Source organism: Bradyrhizobium sp. SK17 (genome assembly GCF_002831585.1).
In the GTDB taxonomy this organism is placed as follows: Bacteria; Pseudomonadota; Alphaproteobacteria; order Rhizobiales; family Xanthobacteraceae; genus Bradyrhizobium.
Genome location: NZ_CP025113.1, coordinates 2380919 through 2405878 on the forward strand (window position 1 = coordinate 2380919; position 24960 = coordinate 2405878).

At 62.2% G+C, this 24960-nt stretch carries 27 protein-coding genes, 1 tRNA gene and 2 pseudogenes; 20 read left to right on the forward strand and 10 right to left on the reverse strand.

Annotated features, from left to right (window positions below):
- Window positions 1–4 precede the first annotated feature (4 nt).
- Both CWS35_RS11075 and CWS35_RS40615 read left to right on the forward strand, forming a co-directional pair.
- Window positions 5–1390 (forward strand): glycosyltransferase family 9 protein, encoded by a 1386-nt coding sequence (locus CWS35_RS11075; RefSeq protein ID WP_210202785.1) that lies wholly within the window; start codon window positions 5–7, stop codon window positions 1388–1390.
- Window positions 1391–1590: 200 nt separating this feature from the next.
- Window positions 1591–1836, forward strand: a complete 246-nt coding sequence (locus CWS35_RS40615; RefSeq protein ID WP_371682866.1) for a cysteine peptidase family C39 domain-containing protein — start codon at window positions 1591–1593, stop codon at window positions 1834–1836.
- Window positions 1837–1881: 45 nt separating this feature from the next.
- On the opposite strand, the pseudogene CWS35_RS11080 reads toward CWS35_RS40615, so the two are convergent.
- A pseudogene (locus CWS35_RS11080) lies at window positions 1882–2841 on the reverse strand (DUF2130 domain-containing protein); the annotation flags it as partial.
- Window positions 2842–3506: 665 nt separating this feature from the next.
- Between CWS35_RS11080 and CWS35_RS11085 the strand changes: the two are divergent.
- The 6 genes and pseudogenes from CWS35_RS11085 to CWS35_RS40625 all read left to right on the forward strand — a co-directional run bounded on the left by CWS35_RS11085 (window position 3507) and on the right by CWS35_RS40625 (window position 9723).
- A complete protein-coding gene (locus CWS35_RS11085; protein WP_157817120.1) occupies window positions 3507–4748 on the forward strand; it encodes a hypothetical protein in 1242 nt (413 codons plus the stop codon).
- A 69-nt stretch (window positions 4749–4817) separates the two neighbouring features.
- The gene (locus tag CWS35_RS11090) at window positions 4818–5456 is read left to right on the forward strand and encodes a S1/P1 nuclease (protein ID WP_157817121.1); all 639 of its coding nucleotides are present in this window, start codon (window positions 4818–4820) and stop codon (window positions 5454–5456) included.
- Window positions 5438–5836, forward strand: a complete 399-nt coding sequence (locus CWS35_RS11095; protein WP_100951921.1) for a hypothetical protein — start codon at window positions 5438–5440, stop codon at window positions 5834–5836. Before CWS35_RS11090 ends, CWS35_RS11095 begins: the two co-directional genes overlap by 19 nt.
- Before the next feature lie 105 nt (window positions 5837–5941).
- Entirely contained in the window at window positions 5942–6904 is a 963-nt protein-coding gene (locus CWS35_RS11100) for a hypothetical protein (RefSeq protein WP_100951922.1), read from the forward strand.
- Between the two features lie 302 nt (window positions 6905–7206).
- Window positions 7207–7314 (forward strand): annotated as a pseudogene (locus CWS35_RS40620) (PEPxxWA-CTERM sorting domain-containing protein); the annotation flags it as partial.
- Between the two features lie 2151 nt (window positions 7315–9465).
- Complete coding sequence (locus tag CWS35_RS40625; RefSeq protein ID WP_168226307.1) at window positions 9466–9723, forward strand: helix-turn-helix domain-containing protein; 258 nt, start codon at window positions 9466–9468, stop codon at window positions 9721–9723.
- A gap of 27 nt (window positions 9724–9750) precedes the next feature.
- On the opposite strand, the gene CWS35_RS11120 is transcribed toward CWS35_RS40625, so the two are convergent.
- Together CWS35_RS11120 and CWS35_RS11125 are read right to left on the reverse strand one after the other, a co-directional pair.
- Window positions 9751–11121, reverse strand: a complete 1371-nt coding sequence (locus CWS35_RS11120) for an integrase arm-type DNA-binding domain-containing protein (protein WP_100951925.1) — start codon at window positions 11119–11121, stop codon at window positions 9751–9753.
- Window positions 11122–11331: 210 nt separating this feature from the next.
- Window positions 11332–11416: transfer RNA gene (locus CWS35_RS11125), tRNA-Leu, on the reverse strand.
- A 195-nt stretch (window positions 11417–11611) separates the two neighbouring features.
- Between CWS35_RS11125 and CWS35_RS11130 the strand changes: the two genes are divergently transcribed.
- Complete coding sequence (locus CWS35_RS11130) at window positions 11612–12148, forward strand: disulfide bond formation protein B (RefSeq protein WP_245438936.1); 537 nt, start codon at window positions 11612–11614, stop codon at window positions 12146–12148.
- Between the two features lie 100 nt (window positions 12149–12248).
- Here CWS35_RS11130 and CWS35_RS11135 read toward each other — a convergent pair whose 3' ends face one another.
- Both CWS35_RS11135 and CWS35_RS11140 read right to left on the reverse strand, forming a co-directional pair.
- Window positions 12249–13334: an AbrB family transcriptional regulator gene (locus CWS35_RS11135; protein WP_100951927.1), complete on the reverse strand. Its 1086-nt coding sequence runs from the start codon at window positions 13332–13334 to the stop codon at window positions 12249–12251.
- Between the two features lie 157 nt (window positions 13335–13491).
- Window positions 13492–13782 (reverse strand): PsiF family protein, encoded by a 291-nt coding sequence (locus CWS35_RS11140; protein ID WP_024579248.1) that lies wholly within the window; start codon window positions 13780–13782, stop codon window positions 13492–13494.
- Window positions 13783–13961: 179 nt separating this feature from the next.
- On the opposite strand from CWS35_RS11140, the gene CWS35_RS11145 reads away from it, so the two are divergent.
- Entirely contained in the window at window positions 13962–14453 is a 492-nt protein-coding gene (locus CWS35_RS11145; protein ID WP_024579247.1) for a hypothetical protein, read from the forward strand.
- Between the two features lie 52 nt (window positions 14454–14505).
- Here the strand turns inward: CWS35_RS11145 and CWS35_RS11150 are convergent, their stop codons facing one another.
- On the reverse strand, window positions 14506–15063 hold the full coding sequence (locus CWS35_RS11150) for a TetR/AcrR family transcriptional regulator (protein ID WP_100951928.1): 558 nt from the start codon (window positions 15061–15063) through the stop codon (window positions 14506–14508).
- A 92-nt stretch (window positions 15064–15155) separates the two neighbouring features.
- Between CWS35_RS11150 and CWS35_RS11155 the strand changes: the two genes are divergently transcribed.
- The 6 genes from CWS35_RS11155 (at window position 15156) to CWS35_RS11180 (ending at window position 18989) form a co-directional block, all read left to right on the forward strand.
- Complete coding sequence (locus CWS35_RS11155; protein ID WP_024579245.1) at window positions 15156–15590, forward strand: thioesterase family protein; 435 nt, start codon at window positions 15156–15158, stop codon at window positions 15588–15590.
- A gap of 5 nt (window positions 15591–15595) precedes the next feature.
- The gene (locus CWS35_RS11160) at window positions 15596–16042 is read left to right on the forward strand and encodes a PaaI family thioesterase (protein ID WP_100956238.1); all 447 of its coding nucleotides are present in this window, start codon (window positions 15596–15598) and stop codon (window positions 16040–16042) included.
- Between the two features lie 253 nt (window positions 16043–16295).
- The gene (locus CWS35_RS11165; protein WP_024579243.1) at window positions 16296–16685 is read left to right on the forward strand and encodes a CidA/LrgA family protein; all 390 of its coding nucleotides are present in this window, start codon (window positions 16296–16298) and stop codon (window positions 16683–16685) included.
- A complete protein-coding gene (locus CWS35_RS11170; RefSeq protein ID WP_024579242.1) occupies window positions 16682–17404 on the forward strand; it encodes an LrgB family protein in 723 nt (240 codons plus the stop codon). The genes CWS35_RS11165 and CWS35_RS11170 overlap by 4 nt, the downstream gene beginning before the upstream one ends.
- Before the next feature lie 133 nt (window positions 17405–17537).
- Window positions 17538–18275 carry a sulfite exporter TauE/SafE family protein gene (locus CWS35_RS11175; RefSeq protein WP_024579241.1) on the forward strand — a complete coding sequence of 246 codons (738 nt, stop codon included), beginning with the start codon at window positions 17538–17540 and terminating at the stop codon, window positions 18273–18275.
- A gap of 36 nt (window positions 18276–18311) precedes the next feature.
- On the forward strand, window positions 18312–18989 hold the full coding sequence (locus tag CWS35_RS11180; protein WP_100951929.1) for a DsbA family protein: 678 nt from the start codon (window positions 18312–18314) through the stop codon (window positions 18987–18989).
- Between the two features lie 16 nt (window positions 18990–19005).
- Here the strand turns inward: CWS35_RS11180 and CWS35_RS11185 are convergent, their stop codons facing one another.
- Window positions 19006–19608: an ABATE domain-containing protein gene (locus CWS35_RS11185; RefSeq protein ID WP_024579239.1), complete on the reverse strand. Its 603-nt coding sequence runs from the start codon at window positions 19606–19608 to the stop codon at window positions 19006–19008.
- Window positions 19609–19682: 74 nt separating this feature from the next.
- Here CWS35_RS11185 and CWS35_RS11190 point away from each other — a divergent pair, with 74 nt between their 5' ends.
- Window positions 19683–20360: an AzlC family ABC transporter permease gene (locus tag CWS35_RS11190; RefSeq protein WP_024579238.1), complete on the forward strand. Its 678-nt coding sequence runs from the start codon at window positions 19683–19685 to the stop codon at window positions 20358–20360.
- On the forward strand, window positions 20353–20670 hold the full coding sequence (locus tag CWS35_RS11195) for an AzlD domain-containing protein (protein WP_157817122.1): 318 nt from the start codon (window positions 20353–20355) through the stop codon (window positions 20668–20670). The genes CWS35_RS11190 and CWS35_RS11195 overlap by 8 nt, the downstream gene beginning before the upstream one ends.
- Before the next feature lie 10 nt (window positions 20671–20680).
- Here the strand turns inward: CWS35_RS11195 and CWS35_RS11200 are convergent, their stop codons facing one another.
- Together CWS35_RS11200 and CWS35_RS11205 are read right to left on the reverse strand one after the other, a co-directional pair.
- Window positions 20681–20887: a hypothetical protein gene (locus CWS35_RS11200; RefSeq protein ID WP_024579236.1), complete on the reverse strand. Its 207-nt coding sequence runs from the start codon at window positions 20885–20887 to the stop codon at window positions 20681–20683.
- 62 nt (window positions 20888–20949) lie between these two features.
- Window positions 20950–21837: a LysR family transcriptional regulator gene (locus tag CWS35_RS11205; RefSeq protein ID WP_100951932.1), complete on the reverse strand. Its 888-nt coding sequence runs from the start codon at window positions 21835–21837 to the stop codon at window positions 20950–20952.
- A 119-nt stretch (window positions 21838–21956) separates the two neighbouring features.
- Here CWS35_RS11205 and CWS35_RS11210 point away from each other — a divergent pair, with 119 nt between their 5' ends.
- Window positions 21957–22697: an SDR family oxidoreductase gene (locus CWS35_RS11210; protein ID WP_100951933.1), complete on the forward strand. Its 741-nt coding sequence runs from the start codon at window positions 21957–21959 to the stop codon at window positions 22695–22697.
- 49 nt (window positions 22698–22746) lie between these two features.
- A complete protein-coding gene (locus tag CWS35_RS11215; protein ID WP_100951934.1) occupies window positions 22747–23646 on the forward strand; it encodes an SDR family oxidoreductase in 900 nt (299 codons plus the stop codon).
- Window positions 23647–23876: 230 nt separating this feature from the next.
- Here the strand turns inward: CWS35_RS11215 and CWS35_RS11220 are convergent, their stop codons facing one another.
- Window positions 23877–24959 carry a dienelactone hydrolase family protein gene (locus CWS35_RS11220; RefSeq protein WP_100951935.1) on the reverse strand — a complete coding sequence of 361 codons (1083 nt, stop codon included), beginning with the start codon at window positions 24957–24959 and terminating at the stop codon, window positions 23877–23879.
- Window position 24960 lies beyond the last annotated feature (1 nt).

Consider the following 24960-nt stretch of genomic DNA (forward strand, 5'->3'; position numbering starts at 1 on the left):
CCCGATGACAAGCGCGATCGAACGCCCCGTGCGTGATGCCAAAGCGACTTTCGCGGCGGCGGAGAGGCTGCACGGCGAGGGTCGCTTTGTGGAAGCAGAGCGCCTACTCAGCGAGGCCGTTATAGAGTGGCCAACAGACGTCAGTCTGCGCAATGCAAGAGGAGTGATGTTCGCTTCGATGAGGCGACATCTCGATGCTGTGTGGTGCTATCGTGACGCTCTGAAGTGTGACCCGACGGCCGGCGGTGTTTGGTCAAATCTCGGCAACGTCCTGACGCAGCTAAATTACCTCGATTCTGCAATCGTCTGTCACCAAACGGCAATCTCGCTCTCGTCCGAGACGGATCCTCTTCTATTCCAGAATCTGGGCGTGTCATTGGCCGAGGCAGGGCGCCACGGCGAGGCTGTGATTGCTTTCAGCAAAGCCATCGAACTCAAGCCTGATTATCACACGGCACGCTGGGATCGCGCTCTAAGCCGTCTCGTACTCGGAAACTACCGTGAAGCCTGGCCAGATTACGAGGCGCGCAAACTTACCGGCCAGCTTCCAACACGTAAACTCCCTGGTGTCGAATGGAACGGAGCTCCTTATTCGGGCAGGCGTCTCCTGCTGGTTTCCGAACAGGGGTTTGGAGATGCGATCTGGATTGCCCGGTATCTGCCGCGCGTTAAGGCGCTCGGCGGTGATCTTACCATCGAATGCAGAAGTGAGCTTGCTCCGCTGATCGAACGGATGGGAGTCGCCGATCGCATCATCGCGCCAGGAACAAGCGTCGATGCTGATCTGCACGCATATGTTTGCAGCTTGCCGTCGTTTTTCACGCAAGAGTTCGCAACAATTCCCGGTGCGCCGTATCTTTCGGCTGCACCGGGGCGAGTCCGGGAGATGTCTCCCCTATTCGCGGGCGCGGGGCGGCAGCTTAAGGTCGGAATTGTTTGGTCCGGAAGTGTCACATTCGGAAAGAATCGGCGGCGAGCGCAGAAGCTACTGAATTTCTTCCAAGCCTGCGCGCTCCCGGGTGTGGAACTGTATAGTTTGCAGAAGGGCCCCCCAATCAAGGAGCTTACTTCTCTTCCGCGTGGTGGTCCGATCAAGGATTTGGCGCCATACCTTCACGATTTTGCTGACACGGCAGCAGCGATATCTCACCTGGACTTGGTCGTGATGACAGATAGCGCCGTCGCGCACCTAACGGGGGCGCTGGGCAAGCCTGTATGGGTTTTGCTTGGTCATTCGGCCCACTGGCTTTGGCTTGAGAACCGTTCAGATAGCCCGTGGTACCCTTCCATGAAGCTCTATCGGCCACGAGCGGAGGGCGATTGGGACCACGTGTTCGATCAGGTCTCCGCGGATTTGATGAAGTTGGTGCATCATCGGCAAAATAGCTGAGTGCGAGGTGGAATCTCGAGATTGTCCCAGCAAGCGCCGCCTGCACCAAGGGTTGGGCGCAGAAGCGATCTACGGGCGCGCATCGCACCGGTTCATTCAAGAATCGCGTGAGTTCGCGGTCGACCCAATAGCAACGAGAAGCTGTGAGCGATGGGCTTGCGGCTTGATGTCCGGCGGGGCGCCGTCTCGGCGTGCCGGTAATGGTCTGTAGTTTGCGCGAGGTCACGGTGCCGGAAGCGACGAACGATATCTCGGGATTGCAGTGTCTGCAGCTCCTGCTGCGATATCATCAGGTTGCGGTTGATCCCGAGCAGATCCGTCATCAATTTGGTGGCGTCACCATTGGCGTGACTGAGATGTTGCGCTGCGCCAAGGAGCTGAAACTCAAGGCCCGCGCGGAGGTGCTCAGCTGGGACAGGCTCGCTCGGATGGCCTTGCTGAACTAGCCGAGTGCCATGGACTTCAATCAACGTTTGGCAGAGCGCGATCGCTAACGGAATAGCGGTGCGCGGGTGTGCGATCCAGACGCCATCGATGAGATCGAAGCTGTCTACGTTCTTTGGCAATACCTGGGAGACGATCAGCGCGACGTCGGCTGCACAGCGCCGCTGGTCGTCGCGCAGCTTCGGTAGCCAGCCATCATGCCATGCCTTCGTCCGCTTCGATTCCCAGAGGATCGTGCCGGCCGACTGTCCGATACCAGCATTAACCTGTTGGACTAGATCGGCACCGAGTTCGCCCTTGCCGACGGGGTCAATGACGTCGGTCGGAAATCTACTCCGAAGGATCTCCTCCAGCTCGAGTTCGAGCACTTCTCCCTGAGATTGCTGCGAGCCTTGCTCTGCTTTCCGTTTGAGCTCCTCGATAGTACGAGCCATGGATTCAATGGTCTGATCCTTCTCCATGACACGAAGGCGAGCTGCTTCGTCTGCATCCTGCTTGGCCTTCGTACGAACTTCCTCAACCGAGGCCAGCACCCGCTTTTCGACCGTGAGGTCCAGTTCGCGCTTCTCTTCCTCGAGTTCGCGCTGCTTGCGTAAAACGCCGGCATGGGCCTGCTGAGCCTCAGCAAGTTTGGCATTGTTCGCTTCCAAATTACGACGGAGTTCGGCGGTCTCAGTTTCCTTCGCTTGCAGTTCGGTTAAGACCGCTTCGCGAGCCTTCTTTGCCTCGGCGGTGATCACCTGAGCGCGTTCGGCGGCAATCTTGTGGGCGACTTGGTCATCGACCTGCTCGCGCGCCTTGGCGAGATCTTCTCGCTCCTTGCGTACAAGGTCGAGGTTTCGGGCTACTTCGGCATCTTTGTGGGCAAGCTGTTCCTGAAAGCTTCGACGGGTTTTCTCGATAAGGGGAGCGGCCAGCGACTCCGTTAGTCGGATTTCGTGGCGACAGTTCGGGCAGTTGAGCGTGGGCTCATGTGCAAAGTTTGCATGAGGCGTCTTGAGATTCATGGCGATTCCTTCCGCTACCGACCCAGCAGCCGATATGCCGAATGCGGCACGATTCCGCCACAGGCGCGTCGGCCAGGAGCTCAGGCTCTCGGCCTTATCCCACCGGTGTCGAATTGGTTGGTTGACTCGAATATCGGCGGTCGGTTGAGTCGCGGCACCCGCCGGTCGACGTCTCAGGTCGAGGACGAAGGACTAGGGACCCAGGCTAGTGGCAGTAGGGCGAGGCGGCATGTCGCTCCGGGGCGTTGACTTCGCCTATTGACTGCTGCGGGGCTATCGGTGGGCCCCCCTTCCACTGGTACCCAGTGGGCCTTTTCATCGCGGACCGTAGAAGGACGCCGGATCGAAACCTTGGGAATTCAAGCTTGGTGAATTCCGCGCGCAAGGGTTGTGTTTGGCCGGGAACTCGCTAAGCTGCCCAAACTGGGCGGGAAGAGCGTCATCGACGGGGTTATTATCGACGACGCCGATTGTGTTTGGATTCGTTCTTTCTGATTTTTGGTCGCGGAGACGCGATGGGCATATTTTGAGGCGGGGTATTGAGGAGTCGGTCAGCCGGACTTGGCAAGGATTGCTCAATCCTTGATCCGATGTTCGGGTCCACTCCAGAAGGCTGGGCGTGAAGCCCGGAGCCTACGACGCTGGCGAGGATGGCCAAAGAGGCCATGAACAACGTCGAACGATACCGGCACGCAGAATTTCCCATCCGACACATGGAGAGGGGTGCCATGCGGGCGAGTGCAGTTCGTTTTTTTGTCATTGGAATACTGTCATTTGCGAGCGCTCCATCGTTCGGGCAAGCAGTCGACCCGAACATTCAGGTTCGCATCGAAACGGCACTGCCTCAACCCGAGATTAAGCCTCATCTGCCTGAGACCGAACGGATCACGGTCCAGCGGACGAAGACTTTCACGACCACGATCGAGCGTCCATACACGTGCGCTGAGATCCGTAGTCCATCGCCGGAACTCAGGGCCAAATTAGCGCCTGAGAAGCAGGCGATGTTGGTGGATAGCAAGGTATCGTGCAAGGAGCTGCAGACGTTCGTCGGACTCAAGAAGGAAAAGGTCGTACGCCACAAGGTTGTAAGCCAGACAATTGAGAAGCCGAAGCCGCGCCAAACGAGCGTTTCATTCGCGTTCCAAACTCAACCGGGGTTCGACACGAATGCGCTGAAGGCGAACCCTGGGAAAAGCGATGGAGTGTTGAATACGTCGGCTGGCGTGACTGCGATTATCCCGGTCGCTGCGTTGGACTCGGTCATTCTAACCTCGCAGGTATTGGATCAGCGCTATGCCACGCTGGTGTCCAAGGATTCTGAGGTATTTGCCAACTCCGCGACTTACTCGCATGTTTTGAACGCGGTGAGGGGATCAGACAAGGTCGTTTCGAGTGGCACGACCGTAAGCGATCTTCTGAACCTCGGGATCTCCTCCAGCACTGTTTTTGGATCCGGATTCCATCCGTACCAGATCGAGTTGGCTACGGCCTCGGCGGCCCTAGGCAGGACGAACGTCGATGTCGGGGGCGGAGCGATCTGTGGAGCGCCGGATAAGGAGGTGTTCTGCGCTGCGCAGGGCGTCGCCGGCGAGCTCGATTTCACCACGTCGGATGTGGCGAGCCAACGCAACGTTGCATTGAAGGCCCAGACCAACGTTACCTGGCAGACTTCGGTCCAGGGGTTATCCGTCACGGCATCGGGTTATATTCAGGGCAAATACTTCACTGAGGTACTCGGCGGAAGACAGGATCTCATACTGCAGGCGAGCGCTCGGGCTGACTGGATTGATGGCCCATTCACTTTGAGCTTCCTTGTCCAGGCTCTTCAGTCATTTTCTACGCTTCGGACCGCGCAGTATAACAGTTTGGCCTTCTATCCGGTGGCGAAAATCCAATACTCGTTCTAACCCTGCAGAAGCCCCCAGCGGGGCTGGCATCTTTCGGGAACGGTGCAAAGGCATATTGAGGCGTGGAACATGTCGAAGTTCGCTCGGGTGGTTGTGACTGCAGTCTTGTTCGCATTTGTGCCGCCTGCCTTTGCATGGGGTCCAGACGGACACAGAGTCGTCGGCTCTGTTGCCGACCAATTGCTCACGGACAACGCCAAGCAGCAGATAGCGGCGATTGTGGGAGTCGATCTTAGGACCGCTGGTCCTTGGCTCGACTGTGTCAAGAGTGTCCAACGTCAAGCGGATGGCTCTTTGGCGTATGTCGTAAACCCGGCCTTCGAGCCACCGTGTACTCCATTTGCCAACGATCATGCCGCGATGATCGATTACGTGGCACGCAACTGGATAGACTGCGTATATCCAGAAGGCGTGGTCGATGAGACGAAGAATAGAGGATGCCATCAGACGTACCACTTCGACGATGTGGCAATTCAGCGGGATCGTTTCGACAGGAACTATGCCGGCACGAACGACCATGATCTCGTAGCTGCGACTAACGCGGCGATGGCGGTTCTCCTCGGTCGGCCAGCGCCGCCACCCTTCTCGATCAAAGACAAGAAGGAGGCGCTGTTCATGCTGGCTCATCTTGTGGGCGATATGACGCAGCCGTTGCATGTCGGCGCGCTCTATCTCGACGAGAAGGGGCCTTGGCGGATCCAGATGTAAGCCACACCATCGATCCATCGACCGAGACTGCTGGGGCCAACCTCATCTTCGACGGGACGACGGCATTCCACTCGGAGTGGGACGGTATCCCGAAGGATCTGGGTGACACAGCGCCGCCAGAACTGGTCGCAACCGCAAAAGCGTTGCCACTGGACCACGGGCGGATGGAAAACTGGGCCGCCACTTGGGCTTCTGATACCATCCTTGTGGCGCAGGAAGCGCTGATTGGCACCAGCTACGTCAAGTCGGGCGACGGAAAGTGGTCGGTCTCGTTTACTGATCGCGTTGCCTATGATCGCGCCGCCGACGCGATCAAGCGCAAACAGCTCGCGAAGGCCGGCGCTCGCCTGGCGGAGATTATGAATACCATTTGGCCGTAGCGGCCTCCATTCCTCATGGACTCGCAATCTCCAGTTGACGTGCTATAGCGGAGCTTTGGCTCGTCCACGGCTCTTGCTGTGAACTTTCAGAATTTGAGCTTCCGCATGTCCTCTGCAGAATGGGAACAGTACAAAATAACTGACAAGTACGCTGAACTGACCACGGTGAAGCATATAGTCCATCTTCCGGTCGCGCGCCGGATTATTGAAGACGGAAGGATAAAATCGGGGCTGATCTTCGATAAGAGCCGTCTCAGAAAATCGCGGATCAGCGTGACCTGGCTTTCAGCCAATGATTGGTCGCTGGGGTCTCTGTACGGCACGGTCGAATTTCAGTTCTCCTGGGAAAGACTGGTCCAGTACAAGCACATCTATTGGGTGGAGGCGATGCCGAACTACCATCCAGCGGCCTATCGTTTCTTGCTGACCTTAGATGAGATTTCGTCGCCGTTCGTGACGAAGTACGATCCGGAAAAAGATGACGGACCTCTCAAGAAGGTGGATGGAAAGTGGCGTTGGCATCCGGACTATTGTTCGGAGTTCATGATTGCCGAGGACTTTTTCTTGTCGGAGACCGTCGGTATCAATTTTGTGCATCACAATCAAAAGTACTGCCGCACTAAGTCAAAATGTGTCGAACAAGACGCAAATCCCTCGCCTCAAACAACATCGGGTAAGTTGCTCGCTTACATTCTTTCCTTTGGCGTCCATGATCTCGACAATCATCTCAAGCCGGATGGCGGCGGACGGAATGCGATCTTGGATATGGCCAGCGGCTGGCTTTGGATCATCTTGGACCATGTGAAATACTCAGGTCCTCTTAAAGAAGATGCGGAGTGCGATCGAATTGTTAGAGGGGCCTTCGCGCTATTCGGCGTCGACAAACTCGATGACGGTAAGGGGCTATTGAGCCTCATCGAAGGCAGCGCGATGGCTCAGGCAGCGCTTGCCAGGCTGATACGGAATCATTTCAACAATCCGACCTGGGATTTTGACTCGTCCCCATCTGTATTAGCTGAACATGCGGTGGAAGAGACGGCAAAGCTCCCTCAATCAATTCACCCATAAGTTGCTCCAATTCGGAATGCCGCTTTCTCGCCGCATCTCCGCTCAGTGTCATGAAGAGTCGCCCGGTTCACGCTGTCATCCGCCGGAGCGGTCCACTTCACCGTCGGTTCGGACGACGGGACGACGACGCCTTCGTTTACCTGAACGGCGTCTTGATCGGACAGAATCCCGGCATTCACGCGACCACCGACGTCACGTTCACAGGCAACGCCAACGCCGGTGTGAACACGCTGGAAATCTTCTACGCCGATCGTGAACGGACCGGCGCGCAGCTCGACGTGAGCGCCGATGTTGCGTTGACGGCGGCCGTTCCCGAGCCCTCGACCTGGGCGATGATGATCCTCGGATTCTTCGGCGTCGGCTCGCTGGCCTATCGCCGGAGTCGCAAGCGCGAGCGAGTGCTGGCCTAGCGCCTACCTTAATTTTCTTCGCCACTTGGGAAAAACAGTTACCGCCCGGCAATCTAACGTTGCCGGGCGTCTTCGTACGCCGTCCTGGTTTTTCTCGGTCAAAGCCCGTTGTCGACGTCGGTGGGGCAATTGAACGCGAAATAGGAACATTAAGCCCGACTGACAGTTTGAAGCGGTGTTCCCGGTGCGGAACCCGGCTTGAGGTGTAACGATGAGTCAAATTCGACGGCGCGTGAAGCAAACAGAGACGCTTCAAACGAGGCTCTTAGAGCGCGCCAAGAAGCTTCGCCAGCAGGCCGCAGCTCTGCTCCCAAGTGCGGAGAGGGAAGCTCTGCTAAAGCTCGCCCGACAGGCCGAGGCGGGTCCGAGCATGAGCGAATGGCTTCGGCCTCCCGGCCTTCAATCACCGTAGTGGCAACCTAAATGGCTTTCGAGAAAGCGGCCCCAGCGCCCTGGTGCGACTAGCGTGGCACGATGCCAGGGCTCGATACCCTTAGACGCCGCCGTGCTCTTGTGTTTAACGATTTTGGAGCGTCCTGGTCCGGATTAAGCGAACGGAATCGATGGCTCGGCATCAATTGTTTCCACATTGAAGCTTCTTATAGATGTGCCAACCTTGAGAGCTAAGCTGTTCGCGGCCGGAGAACATCGGATTAGGGTATGACGGCACGAGACGTCTTGGCGGTCTGCTTGCTATCAGGCGGGACGGCGCTGGTCGTATATGCGTGCCAGACTATGCTCTGGCATTTGATCGTGTCTGCTCATTGAGGGTCGACGCCGAGGACCATCTTGGCGAGCCAACGTGCGACGAGTCGGGGTACGGCCCCAGCAAGCGGGCAAAATGAAAAGGGGCCGCTCGCGTAAACGGCCCCCTACCGGAAATTCTCAAAACGGATTGCTATAAAAACTAGCCCCGGCGCAAAAATCGTAGCTCATTTCGCAGCCGCAGCAATTCCGTAAAACCACGTAGTATTCCCAGTTTGTTCTTCTGGGTGTCCTAATCAGGACAGCACCCAATTTCTTATCCGGCAATCAGCTCGGTAGCGGAACGTCCCCTTTGCAACTAAAGAGCGGCGCGTGGTGAGCGACAAGCGAAGAGCGGGCAAGCTGCCGGCGAGGACAAATGCCGCGTTACACGGAGCGGATCAGGTTGATCAGCATTCCTAACGGCGCTCCGACAACTGCGCCAAGCAGCCCGTAGCAGGTCGCCGCGAATAACGCCCAAACTCCCGACTGGAATGCATACCCGTAGGCACTGCCGATCAATGCAAGCCCGAGGACTGTTACCATCAGGGTGTGATCATTCCGAGCTTCCGCTCCGAGCCGCCTCTTTTCTCGAGCGCTGTGCTGGTAGGGCCTGCAAGTTCAGTAGATCCGCAATGCGGGCAGGTCTTTGCACTGAATGAGATTGGACTTGCGCAGTCGTAACGGGCGGTGAGCTCTGGCATTGGTTTCGGTGGCCGAGGACAGGAAATCAGGTTGCGGAGTACGCATCAACGCTTGCCGAGCGTAACGCTGCTATGGGTGAGAGGAAAGAGGAAGATATCCGCCCGCTCTTGCCTGTTGCGATTGCCCAGGTCGGCGAGTCCGCGATGGTTCCACGTGCTTCGACAAGCGTCCGAAATTGCCCATGGCGGACAACCTAGGTCCAAAAATTCATTTCCGAGATTGGACCCTTAGCGGACCCCAGACTCGCTGCGAGGAAGATCACAGCAGTGGAGTGGGGGCGCGAGCCGTTCTGATGAACGAAGAGAGCGCGTATCTGGTGCGGTTTCCTGGTGCGGTGGTCGCGCTGCGAGCAACGAGAATTAAGCAAGCTATTGATCACGTTAGTGGGCCCGGCAGGACTCGAACCTGCAACCAGACCGTTATGAGCGGTTGGGCTGACGCGACCTGGAAATATCTTGGCGCATCAATCTTACAGGCCGGCCCTTTATGCGCTTAGACCGCTCACGCCCTATTGAACTGTTGCACCACCTGCGTCGAAGGTTGCCAGAGCTTGATCTGCATGTGGCGTAGCTCGCTGAAATTGCTGCAGCTCAATTCGCCAGTTCTTCAAAGCTGTTGAAGTGTCTCACTATTGCGTTTTGTATCATCCGATCTGTCTCTAGCGCGCTTTAGCCAAGCGATCACCTTCGTGAAGGAGAGGCAATGACGGATGCTAACCTGAGGGAGGATGGGCGGAGACCGCCGTTCTCGCCTACAAATGATCGCGACGAAAAAGTGGTCCCGTTTCGCGAGCGACTCAGCTGCACAGTGGACGAAGCTTGCATTGTAACGGGCTTGGGGCGCACAAAGCTTTACGAGTTAATAGGATCTGGCCAGCTTAAGACGACAACGATTGGACGTCGGCGCCTGGTGATAGTGCGATCGCTTCTTGAACTTGTGGATACAGCTATCTCAGCGTGACCAACCTTAATCAGCCCGATGGGCAACTCAGCTCTGCGTGCCTCCCTTGATCGGAATCACCTTCTTGGGATCAAGCCAGTGGTCGATCCGATCAGCCCAATGCTGCATCAGCTTTGTGCGCGAGCCGATCAACGCAAGTGGTCCGTGCTTCTTGTAGAGACCTTCCACAGTAGAGTTATCCAGATGCGCGAGCTGCAGCTCGACGACATCGCCGTCCCATGCCTTGGCGTCCTTAATCTCTTCGTGGTGAGACAGGGTTGAGAAAGTGGTCCGGAATCCGTGGGCGCAATGATCAGTCTTGGTGTCAATACCAAGTAGCCGCAAGCGCTTGTTGAGCGTGTTGTTTGAAAGCGGCGTGTCTCTCGAGCAGGAAAACGCGTATCGGCGATGGCCGGTTAGCTTCTGAACGCTCCGCAGGATTGCGAGTGCCTGCCGTGACAAAGGCACGACGTGGTCCCAGCCGGTCTTCATCTTGGCGGCGGGAACAATCCAGCGTTCGGCGTCCCAATCGACCTCGCTCCACTCCATTTCATTGACCATGCCGGGGCGGGGAATGGTCAGTGCATCGAAGCGCAAGGCAAGGCCAACAACGTCACCAAATCTCGCTCTCGTCCACGGTGCACTGATGAGCTTGAAGACGCGCGTTACGTCACGTGGTTCAGTGACGCCGGGACGCGGCGTTGAAATGTTGGCAATCATCTGCCCATTCAGGTTTCGGAATGGATTGTAGCCGTCGCCTTCGACATCGGCATAGTTGCAGATTTGCTCACCGATGCTGCGCACGCGATCGCGCGTTTCCAGTTTTCCCTCGGCTTCGTACGAACGCATGAAAGCGAGTACGTCCGGACGCTTGATGTCCTGCCTGCAAAGCTTGCCGAAGCGATCCTTGACGTAGCCGACACGAAGTTCAAGAACCTCGATGGTCTTGGAGTCACGCACCGCGACGATCCTGCCCCGTTTGACTTTCTCGATCTTCTTCTTTGCGAGCCATTCATCGGCCCATTGCCCGAAAAGCCGGGCGGCCGCCTGCCTGTGCTTATCGAGCTGCTTCTCCGTGCTCGGGTCTTTACCTTCCTTGATCTGGTCTTTGGCCTTGTCGCGTTCGCGCCGCGCGTCGGCGAGCGAGAACGTGCCATCCTTGCCGTTGCCGTAAGGGCCGATGGAGTAGGTTTTCTGGCGGCCGTGGTAGCGGTAGCTCATCCGCCAGAGTTTGGAAGCGGCGTTGCCGGGCCTGCTCACATCCGGCGTGACGAAGAGATAGAGGCCGCCGCCGGTCACGTCGGAAATCTTGGCCGGGCTCCACACACCATCACTGAATTTCGGTCGCGCGGCGCGGCAGTCGATGTCGGTCCTGATTTGCTTTGGGTTGACGGGCGTGACGTCGTTCTTGCGTGCCACCTGCTCAATTCCTTCGTTCGGAATAGCGGAATCCACCGTGAACGTCTGTTCTCCCAGTACCAACAAAAATACCAACAAATCGAGCAGCTGGGATCGGATGAGAACAAACGGTGACGAACATCGATTTATGCAGAAGTGCCTATTTTGCAAGGGTTTGGAGCGCTGCGCGGACGGCTGCGGACGCTTGCGAACGGGCCCGAACAACCTAGTTGGTGCCCCTGGCCGGAATCGAACCAGCACTCCTTGCGGAACTCGATTTTGAGTCGAGCGCGTCTACCAGTTCCGCCACAGGGGCATTCGCGATGGACCGGACCGGGAAGGGCCGGGGTCGCGAAGCGCGGCGGACTATAGCGGGCGGCCCGTCACGGTCAACCCGCGCGGAAGTGATTGTCCCGTGCCTCGACAGCGATATTTTGGCGCGATACGACCCGGATCGAGCATGGAGCAGGGGCCACGGCGCTCCCGATCGATGCTCCCAGGAGGACTGCCCGTGACAACCGCCACCGCCCATCCGTCGCATGCTTCCGCCGCCGTCAATCCAGCGCTGACCTCGGCGCTCGCGATTGCGGTGATCGCGGCGGCGACGCTGGCCGGCGCCTGGTTCTTCCAGCTGGTGCTGGAGATCATGCCCTGTCCGCTTTGTCTCGAGCAGCGCTATGCCTATTACCTCGCGGTCCCGCTCGGCGCCCTGGTTGCGGTGGCCGCCGCCCGCGGCGCGTCGCGGCCGGTGCTGCTCGCCGGGCTTGCGATCCTTGGCCTCGCCGCGCTCGCCAATGCCGGGCTCGGCGGCTATCACGCCGGCGTCGAATGGGGCTTCTGGCCGGGGCCGACCGATTGCACCGGCCCGATGGTGGATTTCGGCAAGGCCGGCTCGCTGCTGGAGCAACTCGACAAGGTCAAGGTGGTGCGCTGCGACGAGGTGCAGTTTCGCTTCCTCGGCGTCTCGCTGGCCGGCTACAACGTGCTGATCTCGCTGCTGATGGCCGCGATCGCCGGCTGGGGCATGGTGAAGGCCGCGAAGGCCTGACCTGTAGGGTGGGTTAGCCGAAGGCGTAACCCACCCTGTCGCGGTGAGAAGGTGGTGGGTTACGCTTCGCTAACCCACCCTACGCTGCTGCGCTTTCCAGCTAATCGTCGACGTCGTCCTGCGGCCGTCCGAACAGATGGATGATGCCAGGCGTCGAGATGGTGACGAACAGAAACCGTGACAGATGATGCGCCCCGACGAAGATCGGGTCGATGTGCAGTGTCAGCGCCAGCGCCAGCATCGCGTCCATCGCACCCGGCGCGAAGGCAACCACGACGTCGGCGAGCCGCACATGGGTGGTGAAGGCGATCACCGCGACGAACACGGCCGAGATCAGGATGGCGATCGCAAACGAGCCGAGCCCGGCATTGACGTGGCTGAGCAGGGTCGAGGTCTTCATCCGCGCGAAGCGGGTGCCGATCAATGCGCCGATGCCGACCAGCGCGACATTGCGGAGCCAGGGCGGCAGGCCGCCATCGACCAGGCCGGAGCCGTGCAGCAGGCTGGAGGCGAGCATCGCGCCGAACATCCAGCTCGCCGGGAATTTGATCCAGCGCAGCAGCAGCGAGACGGCGACCGACGCCGCGACCAGAAGGATCAGGCCAAGCGGCGAGGCAACCGAGGTCGGCAAAGGCGGCGGCGCGGCATGCGTCACGCCGGTCAGCGCCAGCACCAGCGGCAGCGCCGCGGTCAGGATGATGACGCGCATGGTCTGCACCACGGCGATCGCCGCGACGTCGGCGCCCTTTTCCGCGGCCAGGATGGTGATCTGCGAGAGCGCCCCGGGGCTGCCGGCGAGGAAGGCCGAGGTCTGGTCCCAGCCATGCACGCGCTGGAGGTACAGGCTCGAGCCGAAGGTGGCGCAGAACGTCGCCAGTGCCAGCAGGCCGATGGTGAGCGGATAGGAGCTCATGTGCTGCAACAATTGCTGCGACATCAGCGAGCCCAGCGAAATGCCGAGCAGCAGCAGCACCGTCTGCGTCAGCACCGGCGGCACCGCGAGCGGCCGGCCGGCCAACGCCGCGATCCCGACCGCGCACATCGCCCCCGAGATCAGGCCGCCCGGCAATCCCGCCCACAGAAACAACAGGCCGCCGCCGGCGCCGATGACGAGAGTCTCGAGCCCGTTCAGGACCTTGCTGCGGTCGGGAATGGCCAGGGCCATCGAAGCGCGGATCTGAGTCACGCCGCGTTATGGCAAATTCGCACCCGCGGGACAATTGCAACCACGCGGTGCAGCAATGCACCGCCGACGGATTCACGCCGACAGCGCGGGCAGGGAGCGGCGCACGCGCCGCTCCGATGCCGTCGATGGCCGGAGCGGCGCGCTGGCCCTGCGGGCTTTACTGCTTGGTCGCCGGGGCGGCAGCCGGCGCGGCCTTGTCGCCGGCTTCCTTGATGCACGCTTTGCGAAACTTCTTGCGCTCCTTGCCCTTGAGGCCCTTCTCGTCGGCCTGCTTCGAGCAGTCAAGCGAAGCGGCGCTGCGCGGCTTGGCTTCCTTCGCCGGCTTGGCGGTGGTGGCGGCCGGGGCGGCCTCCTTGGCGGCCGGCGCGGCGGTTTGAGCAAAGGCTCCGCCCATCAGCAGCAGGGAGGCAACGGCGGTCGCGGTAGCGAGCGAGGAAATGGTCTTCATGGGGCACCTCGTGAGGAAAGGAGGCGGAAACGTCGCGCGGCGATGCTGAACCGTGGATGAACATGCCGCGATCCCGCCGCCACAATATTTTAGCGCGCGGGCGCAGCCGCACATTGTCGCAAGTCGGGGTTGCGCTAGGATAATGGTCTTATGCCAATGCGCCCCAAGGGAGACCAGGGATGACCATTCAGACCAGATTGTTGTGTGCGATTGCGGTGTCGGGCTTTGCAGTCTTCGCGGCGAGCGCGCCGGCGCAGGCCCTGACCGCGCAGGAGTGCAGCGCCAAGTACCAGGCAGCCAAGTCGGCCGGCACCCTCAATGGCCAGAAGTGGAATGAATTCCGCAAGAGCCAGTGCAGTGCCGATGCGACGCCGGCTGCGGCCCCCGCCGCGCCGCCCCCAGCCGCCGCCGCGCCTGCCCCGGCCGCGCCGAAGGAAGCCAAGCGCGAAGCCGCCCCGGCTGCGGCCCCGGCCATGCCGGCGGGACCCGCGGTGTTTCCGAACGCCGTCGATCCCAAATACGCCAAGGAATCCGAAGGCAAGCAGCGCATGCACACCTGCGTCGACCAGTACAATGCCAACAAGACCACCGGCGGCAATGGCGGCCTGAAGTGGATCCAGAAGGGCGGCGGCTATTACAGCGAATGCAACAAGCGCCTGAAGGGCGCCTGAGCGATTCGACGGTGATCCAAAGGGGGCGGCCGGCACCGAGCTGGCCGCCCTTTCATTTGCCGTCGTCGAGCAACTTGTCCGCCGATCGGGCCAGCAATTGCGCGCGCTTGCGCGGGCCGCGTTCGAGAAACAGCAGGCTCTGGCCGAAGATGAAGCAGTAGAACAGGAAGGCCTGGGCGTCGGCCTCGTCGGTGGGCAGGCCGGTGGCGCGATAGAGCTGGCCGACATTCTTCAGCCGTGCGGCGTCGACGCTCGCGGCGGCGGCCGCGGCGGCCTCGTCGGTGCGCGCCCATTGCCGGATCGCGAGCTCGATCGCCATCGCCTCGGTGTTCATGCGCTCGGAATACAGCGTGATGATCGCCTTCAGCCGCTCCCGCGCGCTCGCGCCGTCGAGCGCGGTCTGCTTCTCGATCGTGGCGATGCGGCCATCGCGCCAGCGCGTCAGCATGGCCTCCAGCAGCGCGGCGCGATCCCGGAAGCGGCGGTAGAAGCCGCCCTTGGTGACGCCGAGATTCTTCGCCAGCACCTCGACCCGCACGCCGTCGATGCCGCTATGCGCCAGTTCGGCGAAGCCCGCCGCGAGCCAGACATCGCCCTTGTTCTCAGTCATGTGATCTCCGGGGACCTCCCCTGATACGCCACCGTATTGCTAGCCCGGCTCGGCCTTGATACGCTACCGTATCAGACATCGGGGAGGGTTCGATGGAGGGCGAGGCGACCTATCGCGGCACGGTCTATCCCTGGCACTGCGATCATATCGGCCACATGAACGTCATGTGGTATGTCGGCAAGTTCGACGAGGCGAGCTGGAACATGTTCGCGCGGCTCGGCTTGACGCCGAGCTATCTGCGCGAGTCCGGTCGCGGCATGGCCGCCGTGCAGCAGAACATCTCCTACAAGCGCGAGCTGTTCGCCGGCGACCTCGTCGAGGTCAAGAGCCGGCTGGTCGAGTTTCGCGACAAGTCGATCCGCATCCTGCACGAGATGCGCAACGCGGAGACCGGCGAGATCGCCGCGACCTGCGAGATCGCGGCCGTGCACATCGATCGCACCGCGCGCCAGTCGACGCCGTTTGCGCCGGCGATCCGCTATGCGGCGATGCCGCATCTCGTTCCGTCCGAGCCGGTGAGCGCGTGACCGCCATGTCCGGCTTCGAACCCAGGAATCCCGACTATCGCGCGGTCGCGACCGAGACGTTCGAGCGCCAGCGCGCGATGCGGACGCTTGGCATTTCGATCGCGCGCATGGAGCTGGGCGAGGTCGATCTCGCGATGCCCTACGCGCCGGAGTTCACCCAGCAGAACGGCTTCATGCATGCCGGAATCATCACCGCGGGTCTCGACAATGCCTGCGGGATTGCCGCCTTCACGCTGATGCCTGAAGGCTCCGACATCCTCACCGTGGAGTTCAAGACCAATCTGCTGGCGCCGGCGCGCGGTGAGCGCTTCCTGTTCCGCGGCGTCGTGGTCAAGCCCGGCCGCACGCTGACCGTCTGCGACGGCCGCGCCTATGCCGTGCAGGACGGCGTCGAAACCCTGGTCGCGACCATGACCGGCACCCTGATGGCGCTGCCGCGGCGGGAGGGGTAGACGAGGAAGCGCAAGGCCCATCACCGTCATGCTGAGGAGCGCGCAGCGCGTCTCGAAGCATGCACGGCCCGGCTGGTGGCCATCGATCCTTCGAGACGCGCTGCGCGCTCCTCAGGATGACGGGTTTGAGAAGGCGCAACGGGTCTGAGAGGGAGCGAGTGCTCAGCATTTGCGCACGCGCTTCGGGCCGACACATTGACAAGCCTTCCGCGCAACGACCTGATAGGCGCATGCTTCGCGCGAGCGCCCTGTCATGATCGCCAGCCTCAGCCTGATCCTGCTCTGCCAACTCGCCGGTGAGGTTGCCGTGCGCGCGCTCGCGGTGCCGGTGCCCGGCCCGGTGGTTGGCCTCGTGTTGTTGCTGTTGCTGCTGCTGGCACGCGACCGATATCCGGCGCTGGCACGCGGGCCGCTCGGCAATGACGGCGTCGAGAACGCGAGCCGCGGCATGCTGGCCAACCTCTCGCTGCTGTTCATTCCGGCCGGCGTCGGTGTGGTGCAGAAGCTCGATCTGCTCGCCGAGCATGGTGTCGCGATCCTGGTGATCCTCGCAGTGTCGGTCATCGTCACGCTGCTGGCGACGGTCGCGACCTTCGTTGCGGCGAGCAGCCTGTTGTCGCGCGAGGAGGAGACGCCGCCGTGAGCGACAACCCGTTCGCGCTCTGGGTCTATCTCTCGCAGTCGCCGCTGCTCTGGTTGACGGTGACGCTCGTGACCTATGCAGTAACCGACGCGGTGTCGTTGCGGACCCACCGGCATCCGCTCGCCAATCCGGTGCTGCATTCACTCTGGATCATCGGCCTGTTCCTGCTGCTGACCAACACGTCCTACACCACCTATTTCGCCGGTGCGCAGTTCGTGCATTTCCTGCTCGGTCCGGCGACGGTGGCGCTGGCGGTGCCGCTCTACGAGAACCGCAGGCGGGTCGCGGCCGCGGTGCTGCCGATGCTGGTCGCGCTCGCGGTCGGCTCGCTCACCGCGATCGTCTCGGTGGTGCTGCTGGCGAAGGCCTTCGGCCTGCCACGCGACATCATCCTGTCACTGGCGCCGAAATCGGTCACCGCCGGCGTCGCGATGGGCATCAGCGAATCGCTGCATGCCGATCCCTCGCTGACCGCGGTGTCGGTGATCCTCACCGGCATCATGGGGGCGATCATCGTCACGCCCTTGATGAACCTCACCGGGATCACCGATTATCGCGGCCGCGGCTTTGCCGCCGGGATCGCCGCCCATGGCATTGGCACCGCGCGGGCGTTCCAGGTCGACGAGGTGGCGGGCGTCTTCGCCGGCATCGCGATGAGCCTGAATGCGCTGGTCACCTCGCTGCTGGTGCCGCTGGCCGTGACATATTTGCTGCGCTGACTGCGGTTGCAGGGCAGTTTTGTGCTGTTGGTATGGCGTCAGATAGCAAATCCTTCTAGGGTACCGCCTCAAACGCGAGTCTATTCCCTTGGTCTTCTCCGCAACTCAAAGCGTGCTTGGGCTGGTATCCGGCATGCTGGTCGGCTTTTCGCTGGGCCTCGTCGGCGGCGGCGGGTCGATCCTGGCCGTGCCGCTGATGGTCTATGTGGTCGGGGTGCCCCAGCCGCATGTCGCGATCGGCACCTCGGCGATCGCTGTCGCCGCCAACGCCGCCATCAACCTGTCCAACCATGCTCGCGGCGGCACCGTGATATGGTCCTGCGCGCTGGTGTTCGCGCTGTCGGGCATGTTCGGCGCTTTCGGCGGCTCGATCCTCGGCAAGATGCTGGACGGGCAGAAGCTGCTGGCGCTGTTCTCGCTGGTGATGCTGGTCATCGCCGGCCTGATGCTGAAGACCCGCGCGCGGGTCGGGCTGACCGACGTCAAGATCTCGATGTCCAACATGCCCGCGATCGTGGGCCTCGGACTGGCCACCGGAACCATGTCCGGCTTCTTTGGCATCGGCGGTGGATTCCTGATCGTGCCCGCGTTGATGCTGGCGACCGGGATGCCGATCATGAACGCGGTCAGTTCCTCGCTGGTGGCCGTGACCGCCTTTGGCATGACCACGGCCCTGAGCTATGCGTGGTCCGGGCTGGTGTCATGGGGCCTGGCGGGGCTATTCGTCGCCGGCGGCATCGCGGGCGGCCTGCTGGGCACCCGCAGCGCCCGGCACCTGTCGGAACGGCGCGGCGCGCTGAATATCGTGTTTGCGACTGTGATTATCGTCGTGGCGATCTATATGCTGCTGCGTAACATCAATCTGTCCTGAACGTAGAAGGGCGAGCAGCCCTTGCGAAAGCCAGCCATGAACCAATTGACCAAATCGCCCCTGATCGACGCCGGCGCCAGCCGCCGCGGTGCGCTCGGCCTGATCGGTGCCGGCATCGCGCTGCTGGCCGCGGGCGGCGTGCGCGCTGACGACGACAAGGTCCTGACCGAGGAGCAGGTGCTGCGCGATCCGGAGATTCCCGTGATCGGCAACCCCAAGGGCGACATCACCATCGTCGAATGGTTCGACTACAATTGCCCGTATTGCCGCAAGCTTGCGCCGGAGCTCCGCCAGGTGGTGCAGGACGACGGCAAGGTCCGCCTGGTGCTGAAGGACTGGCCGATCCTCGGGCCGGTGTCCAAGGTCGCGGCGCGGATGGCGCTGGCGGCGAAGTACCAGGACAAGTTCGAAGCCGCGCATGAAGCGATGATCTCGGTCAATTCGCGCATCACCGAGCCGCGCATCACCGAACTGCTCTCGGGCGCCGGTCTCGACATGGACCGGCTGAAGAAGGATCTCGACGCCAACGCCAAGGCGATCGACGCGCTCCTGTCCCGCAACAACGAGCAGGCGCTGGCGTTCGGCTTCAACGGCACGCCGTCATTCATCGTCGGCAAGTATCGCGTGCCCGGCGTGCTTAGCATCGACCAGTTCGAGCAGGTGATCGCGGACGCCCGCAAGGCCAATATGGGCCGCAAGACCGAGCAGAACTAAGCGCCTTCGCGTTCGCTCACGCGGAGCCCTTGCGCTTGGCATAAGCGCGCCGCGCCCGCTCGCGATTGCCGCAGACTTCGCTCGAACACCATCTGCGGGTCCGGTTCGGGCTCTCGTCGACGAAGAACCAGCCGCAGCCGTCAGCCTCGCAGCATCCGATCCGCCTGGCATCGTCGGAGGCGAGCAGCGCCGTCAGCGACCAGAGCACCGGCCATAACGGCTCCTTCAGGTCGATCCCCGCCAGCGCATGGCGATATGCTCGATCCTGCCGCACCAGGTCGGGCTGCCGGGGCGCCACTGAGAGCAATTGATTGACCAGACGAAGGTCCGCACCGCGACCGTCGCGCAGCGCATCCGAGATGGTCCAGATGTCGCGGCGCAGCTCATACGCCGTCTGCATCGCGGCTGCGGCCTCGCTGCTTGCCGAACGTGCTCTCAGCTTCCTGGTCGCGGCAAGCGGCAAGGTCCCGCGGCGTTCGCTCCAGGACAGCAGCGCCGCATAATCCGGGATCAGCTCCTGCGGATCGTCCGAGGTGCGCCAGTCCAGCGTGTTCGCGAAGTCAAGGCAGACCCGTCCACCGAAAAACTGGGTCGCTGCCCGCGCGGGATCTCTTGACATCACGGCCTCTCACAAAGTCTAATCTAATGGTCATGACCATTACAAGTGCTCGCCGCTCGCCAGGTGCCCCAACGATGACCGCCGCCGGCTTCAGGCGGGGCCTGGTCGCGGCGCTGCCCTTCCTGCTCAGCAACGGCGCCGCCGGCCTGGTGATGGGGCTGACCTACAAGGGACTTGGGCTGGGGGCACCACACGCCATTCTGTTCAGCCTGCTGGTCTACTCCGCCACGGCCCAGGCGATCACACTGAGCATGTGGGCTCATCCGCTGCCGATCGCCGCCATGGTGGTTGCCTGCATTGCCACGAATTCGCGATACTTACTGATGGGCGCCCATCTACGCCAGATGTTTGGAGCGCTGGCACCCCGGAGGATGCTGCCCACGCTGTTCCTGCTGGCCGACGCGTCATGGCTGATGACCAACTCGGATGCCGAGCGCAACGGACCCGACGCGGGCTATCTGCTCGGATCGAGCATCCCAATGGCGGTCGGCTGGGTCGGCGGCACCGCGCTCGCCTATGCCGCCCCGCTCGGGTCGAACGAACCGCTCAAGCTCGCCGCCGCGTTGCTGCCGACGATGTTCATCGCGACCCTGCTGCCGAGCCAGTGGAAGACCGCGAGATCGCCGTGGCCGTGGCTGACCTCGGCCGTCGCAGCGCTTCTCGTTGCCCGGTTCGTGGATCCGAGCTGGTCCATGTTGATCGGGGGTGGATGCGGTACGCTCGTGAGCATGATGGAGCCTGCCGATGCATGACTTGCAGGTGCTCGACTTGCAGGTGCTCGGCGTGATCTGCGTCCTCGGCGTCACCTGCTACGCCATGCGCGCCGGCGGATACGTCCTCGCCGCATCGATGCGCGAGGACGGCATCGCCGCCCGGTTTCTCCGGCTTGCGCCCGGCAATCTGTTCATTGCGTTCATTGTCGGCGGCTGCCTGTCAGGCGGGCTGGCAGGCCTTGTCGGGACCGCGGTCGCAATCGCGACAATGGCGATCACATCGAAAGAATGGGCCGCGCTGGGAGCGGGGTTCGGCGCGGCCCTCGCGGCGTCGGCGATCGGATTGTAAACGTCAGCCGTTACTTCGACGCGACCCTGGTCCATTCCTCACGTGCGCGAGACTTCAGCAGATTCCAGTCATGCGCCGCGACGTCCCAATTGACGATGGTGCGCGTGCCCTGCGCCATATCGCCATTGGCGACGCTCGACGTCCGAGCCGAATCATAGACATAGACGCCGCAAACCAGCAGCAGCGCGCCCAAAATCATGTTGAAAAAAGTCCGCATCGCTAATCCCTCCGGTGTCGGCGGGGTAACGTCGCGGGACCGGGTGTGGTTCCGGCGATCGATCAACTCCGCGCGAACATCCGCATCACATAATCGATGAACACGCGGACCCGCGGCGAGAGCTGGCGGTTGCGTGGATAGAGCAGGTTGACCGGGACCGACGGCGGTGGCCATCGCTGCAACACCGGGATCAGCGTGCCGTTGGCGAGATCGGCTTCGGCGTGGAAGCGCGGCACCTGCACGAGGCCGAGGCCGAGCTTGGCGCACGCCAGATAGCTTTCGGGGCCGGTCACCGCCATCGGCGCGGGCAGCGGAAACTGCTTCAGCTCGCCGTCGATCACGAACTCCATCGGCCGCAATCGCCCCGTCGTCAGCGAGCGGATGCCAATCATGCGATGACCGTCGAGCGCGAACGGATCGGTCGGTGTGCCGAAGCGCGCGAAATAGTCCGGCGTGGCGCAGGTCAGCCGCTCCAGCATCGTAACCTGCCGCGCAATCATGTCGCTGTCGGGCAGCTTGCCGAAGCGCAGCACGCAGTCGACGCCTTCGCGGATCAGATCGATGAAGCGGTCGCTCTCGCTCATGTTGATCTCGATGTCGGGATACTCCGCAAAGAAGCCCGGCAGGTTCGGCAGCAGGAAATGTCGCGCCAAGGTGCCCTGCACTTCGAGCCGCAACAGCCCCTTCGGCCGCGCGCCGCCGAACGCGCCCTCGGCGTCCTCGAGGTCCGAGATCAGCGCCAGGCAGCGGCGGTGGTGCGCCTCGCCGTCGAGCGTCGGGCGCACGGTGCGCGTGGTGCGCTCCAGCAGCCGCACGCCGAGCCGCGCCTCCAGGCCCTTCACCGCGTCGGTCACTGTCGAGCGCGGCAGCCCCAGATCGTCGGCAGCGAGCGAAAAGCTTCGCCGCTCCACCACCCTGACGAACACGCGCATGGCGTCGAAGCGGTCCATCTATTATCCGACTAGCACGAATAGTGATGCCAAATTATGCCTGATTATCCGATAGTTGCCAAGCCATAGCGTCCTCCCATCGAACGCGGCTCGGCCGCACTTTTGATCGGAGATTCAAAATGACTAGCCAAACCAAAAAGGTAGCTCTGGTGACGGGAGCTTCGCGCGGGATCGGCGCGGCGGTGGCCGAACGGCTCGCCAGGGACGGCTTTACCGTCGTCATCAACTATTCCGGCGATGCCCAGCCAGCCCAGGCGGTCGCCGACCGGATCGAGGCCGCCGGCGGCCGGGCGCTGACCGCGAAGGCCGATGTCAGCGACGCCAGTGCCGTGCGCGGCATGTTCGACGCGGCGGAAGCGGCGTTCGGCGGCGTCGACGTCCTGGTCAACAATGCCGGCATCATGAAGCTCGGCAGGATCGCCGATAGCGACGATGCAACGTTCGACCAGCAGGTCGCGGTCAACCTGAAGGGCAGCTTCAACACCATGCGCGAGGCGGCGCGCCGGCTGCGCAACGGCGGACGCATCGTCAATTTCTCGACCAGCGTCGTCGGCACCAGGCTCGAAACCTACGGCATCTATGTCGCCACCAAATCCGCGATCGAATCCCTGACCGCGATCCTGTCCAAGGAATTGCGCGGCCGCGGCATCACCGTGAATGCGGTCGCGCCGGGCCCGACGGCGACCGATCTGTTCCTGCACGGCAAGTCGGACGAATTGATCGATCGCTTCGCCAAGATGGTCCCGCTGGAGCGGCTCGGCACGCCCGAGGACATCGCCGGCGTGGTGTCGTTCCTCGCCGGCCCCGACGGCGCGTGGATCAACGGGCAGACCCTGCGCGCCAATGGCGGCCTGGTCTGACGTTTTCAACCCAACACTCGTTCAACTCGTCATCACAAGGAAACGTGTCATGAAGCAAGTCATCGTCATCACCGGCGCGTCGAGCGGCTTTGGCCGCCTCACCGCCAACGCACTCGCCAGGGCCGGCCACACCGTCTACGCCTCGATGCGCCACACCACCGGTCGCAACGCCGCCGCGGTCGCCGATATCGAGGAGTTCGCCAGGGACAACAAGGTCGATCTGCGCGCAATCGAGCTCGATGTCGGCTCGCAGGCGTCGGTCGATGCGGCGATCGCTCAGATCGTCGCCGAGGAAGGCCGCCTCGATGTCGTGATGCACAATGCCGGTCACATGGTGTTCGGTCCGGCGGAGGCGTTCACACTCGAACAGCTTGCCGAGCTCTATGACATCAATGTGCTCTCGACTCAACGCGTCAACCGAGCGGCGCTGCCACAGCTGCGCAAGCAGGGCAGGGGGCTCGTGGTCTGGGTGTCGAGCAGCTCTTCGGCCGGCGGCACGCCGCCTTACCTCGCGCCGTATTTCGCGGCGAAGGCCGGCATGGATGCGATGGCCGTGATCTATGCCCGCGAGCTCACGCGCTGGGGCATTGAGACCTCGATCATCGTGCCCGGCGCCTTCACCGGCGGCACCAACCACTTCGCGCATTCCGGCCGTCCCGCTGACGAGGCGCGCGTCGCCGAATACGAAGCCGGCCCCTATGCCGGCTTCGGCGAGCAGATCATGAAGGCGTTCGCGGCCATCGTGCCCGAAGACGCCGATGCGTCGCTGGTCGCGGACGCGATCGTCAAAGTCGTTGACACGCCGTTCGGCAAACGGCCGTTCCGTGTCCACATCGATCCGACCCAGGACGGCGCTGAGGTCGCATTCGGCGTGATCGACCGCGTCCGCAACGAGATGCTGCACCGGGTCGGGTTCGCAGACCTGCTCAAGCCGCGGGTGAATGAGTAACCAAAGCATGATCCGGACAAATGCGAAGCGGTTTTCCGAAAAGATCATCCGCAAACAAGAAGCCAAAGCGAAATGACGATTCAACCCTCATCTCGCTTTGGGCGCACTCTCGCCACGTCATTGCGAGGAGCGACAGCGACGAAGCAATCCATGCCTCCGCTTGCGGCGCGATGGATTGCTTCGCTTCGCTCGCAATGACGGGGATGGAGCCGCAACCAGCCGAGGATGTTTTAGGCGCCGCCGGCTGGAGCGCAGTCCAGCCAGCGAAGTATCTCCGCATTGATCTCGCGCGGATAAGTATGGCTGAGATCGTCGATCTCGCGATAGACGACCTTGGCGCCGGTGGCCGACAGCAGGCTCTGGGTCTGCCGCGCGGTCTGCACCGGGAACATCCAGTCCTGCCGGCCATGGGTGATGAAGATCGGCAGGCCGCGCAGCCGCTCCGCATCGGCCATCTCGGCCATCAGCGGATGGAAGGTCGCCGCGACCGGGGCGAGATGCGTGAAACGCGAGGCGCCGTCGAGCCCGGTGACATAACTGAACGTGCCGCCATCGCTCATGCCGGTCAGCAGCATGCGCCGCTCGTCGATGTTCCAGCGCGCGCGCACCTGGTCGACGATGCGGTTGAGGTTCGGCGTGTCGGTGTCGTCGCCCATCAGCGCCCAGGTCTGGCCGGTCGCGGTCGGCGCCACCAGGATGGCGCCGCGGCTGCGCGCGTCGCGCAGCCAGCTCCACAGGAAGCCGCGGCCATTGCCGCTGCCGCCATGCAGCGCCATCACCAGCGGCCACGAGCGATCCGGCGTGTAATATTCCGGCACATACATCGAGAAGCCGCCGCGGCTGCCCGGCTCGTTGCGCTCATGGAAGATGCCGGTGTCGTCGTTGGGCTTCGCCGCGAGCCTGGCCTGCAGATCGGTGTCCTCGCGCAACTCGGGCGTGATGAAGAAGCCGCTGACCGGCGGCAACTCGGTCAACGGATACAGCGCCTCCTGCGCCCGTGGCAGGTAGCGCAGCGCGCGGAACACGCTGACCAGATCGCCTTCGCCGTTCTGTACCGCGCGCAGCCCCGCATAGCCCGCCAACGCTGGTTCGATCGATGCTTCCAATGCGACCTTGATGTGCGCGAACTTCTCCGGCCAGTCGGCCAGCCGTGGCCGCACCGCTTGCAGCGCCGCCTCGGGCTCGCCCGCGATCTGCATCACCCGGTCGAAGTCCGGCGGGTTGAGGTTGCGCGCGACGAAGGCCAGCGATTCCAGCGTCTGCAACAGCGGCGGCAGCACGGCCACGATATCGTCAACCACGGCCTCGCTCATC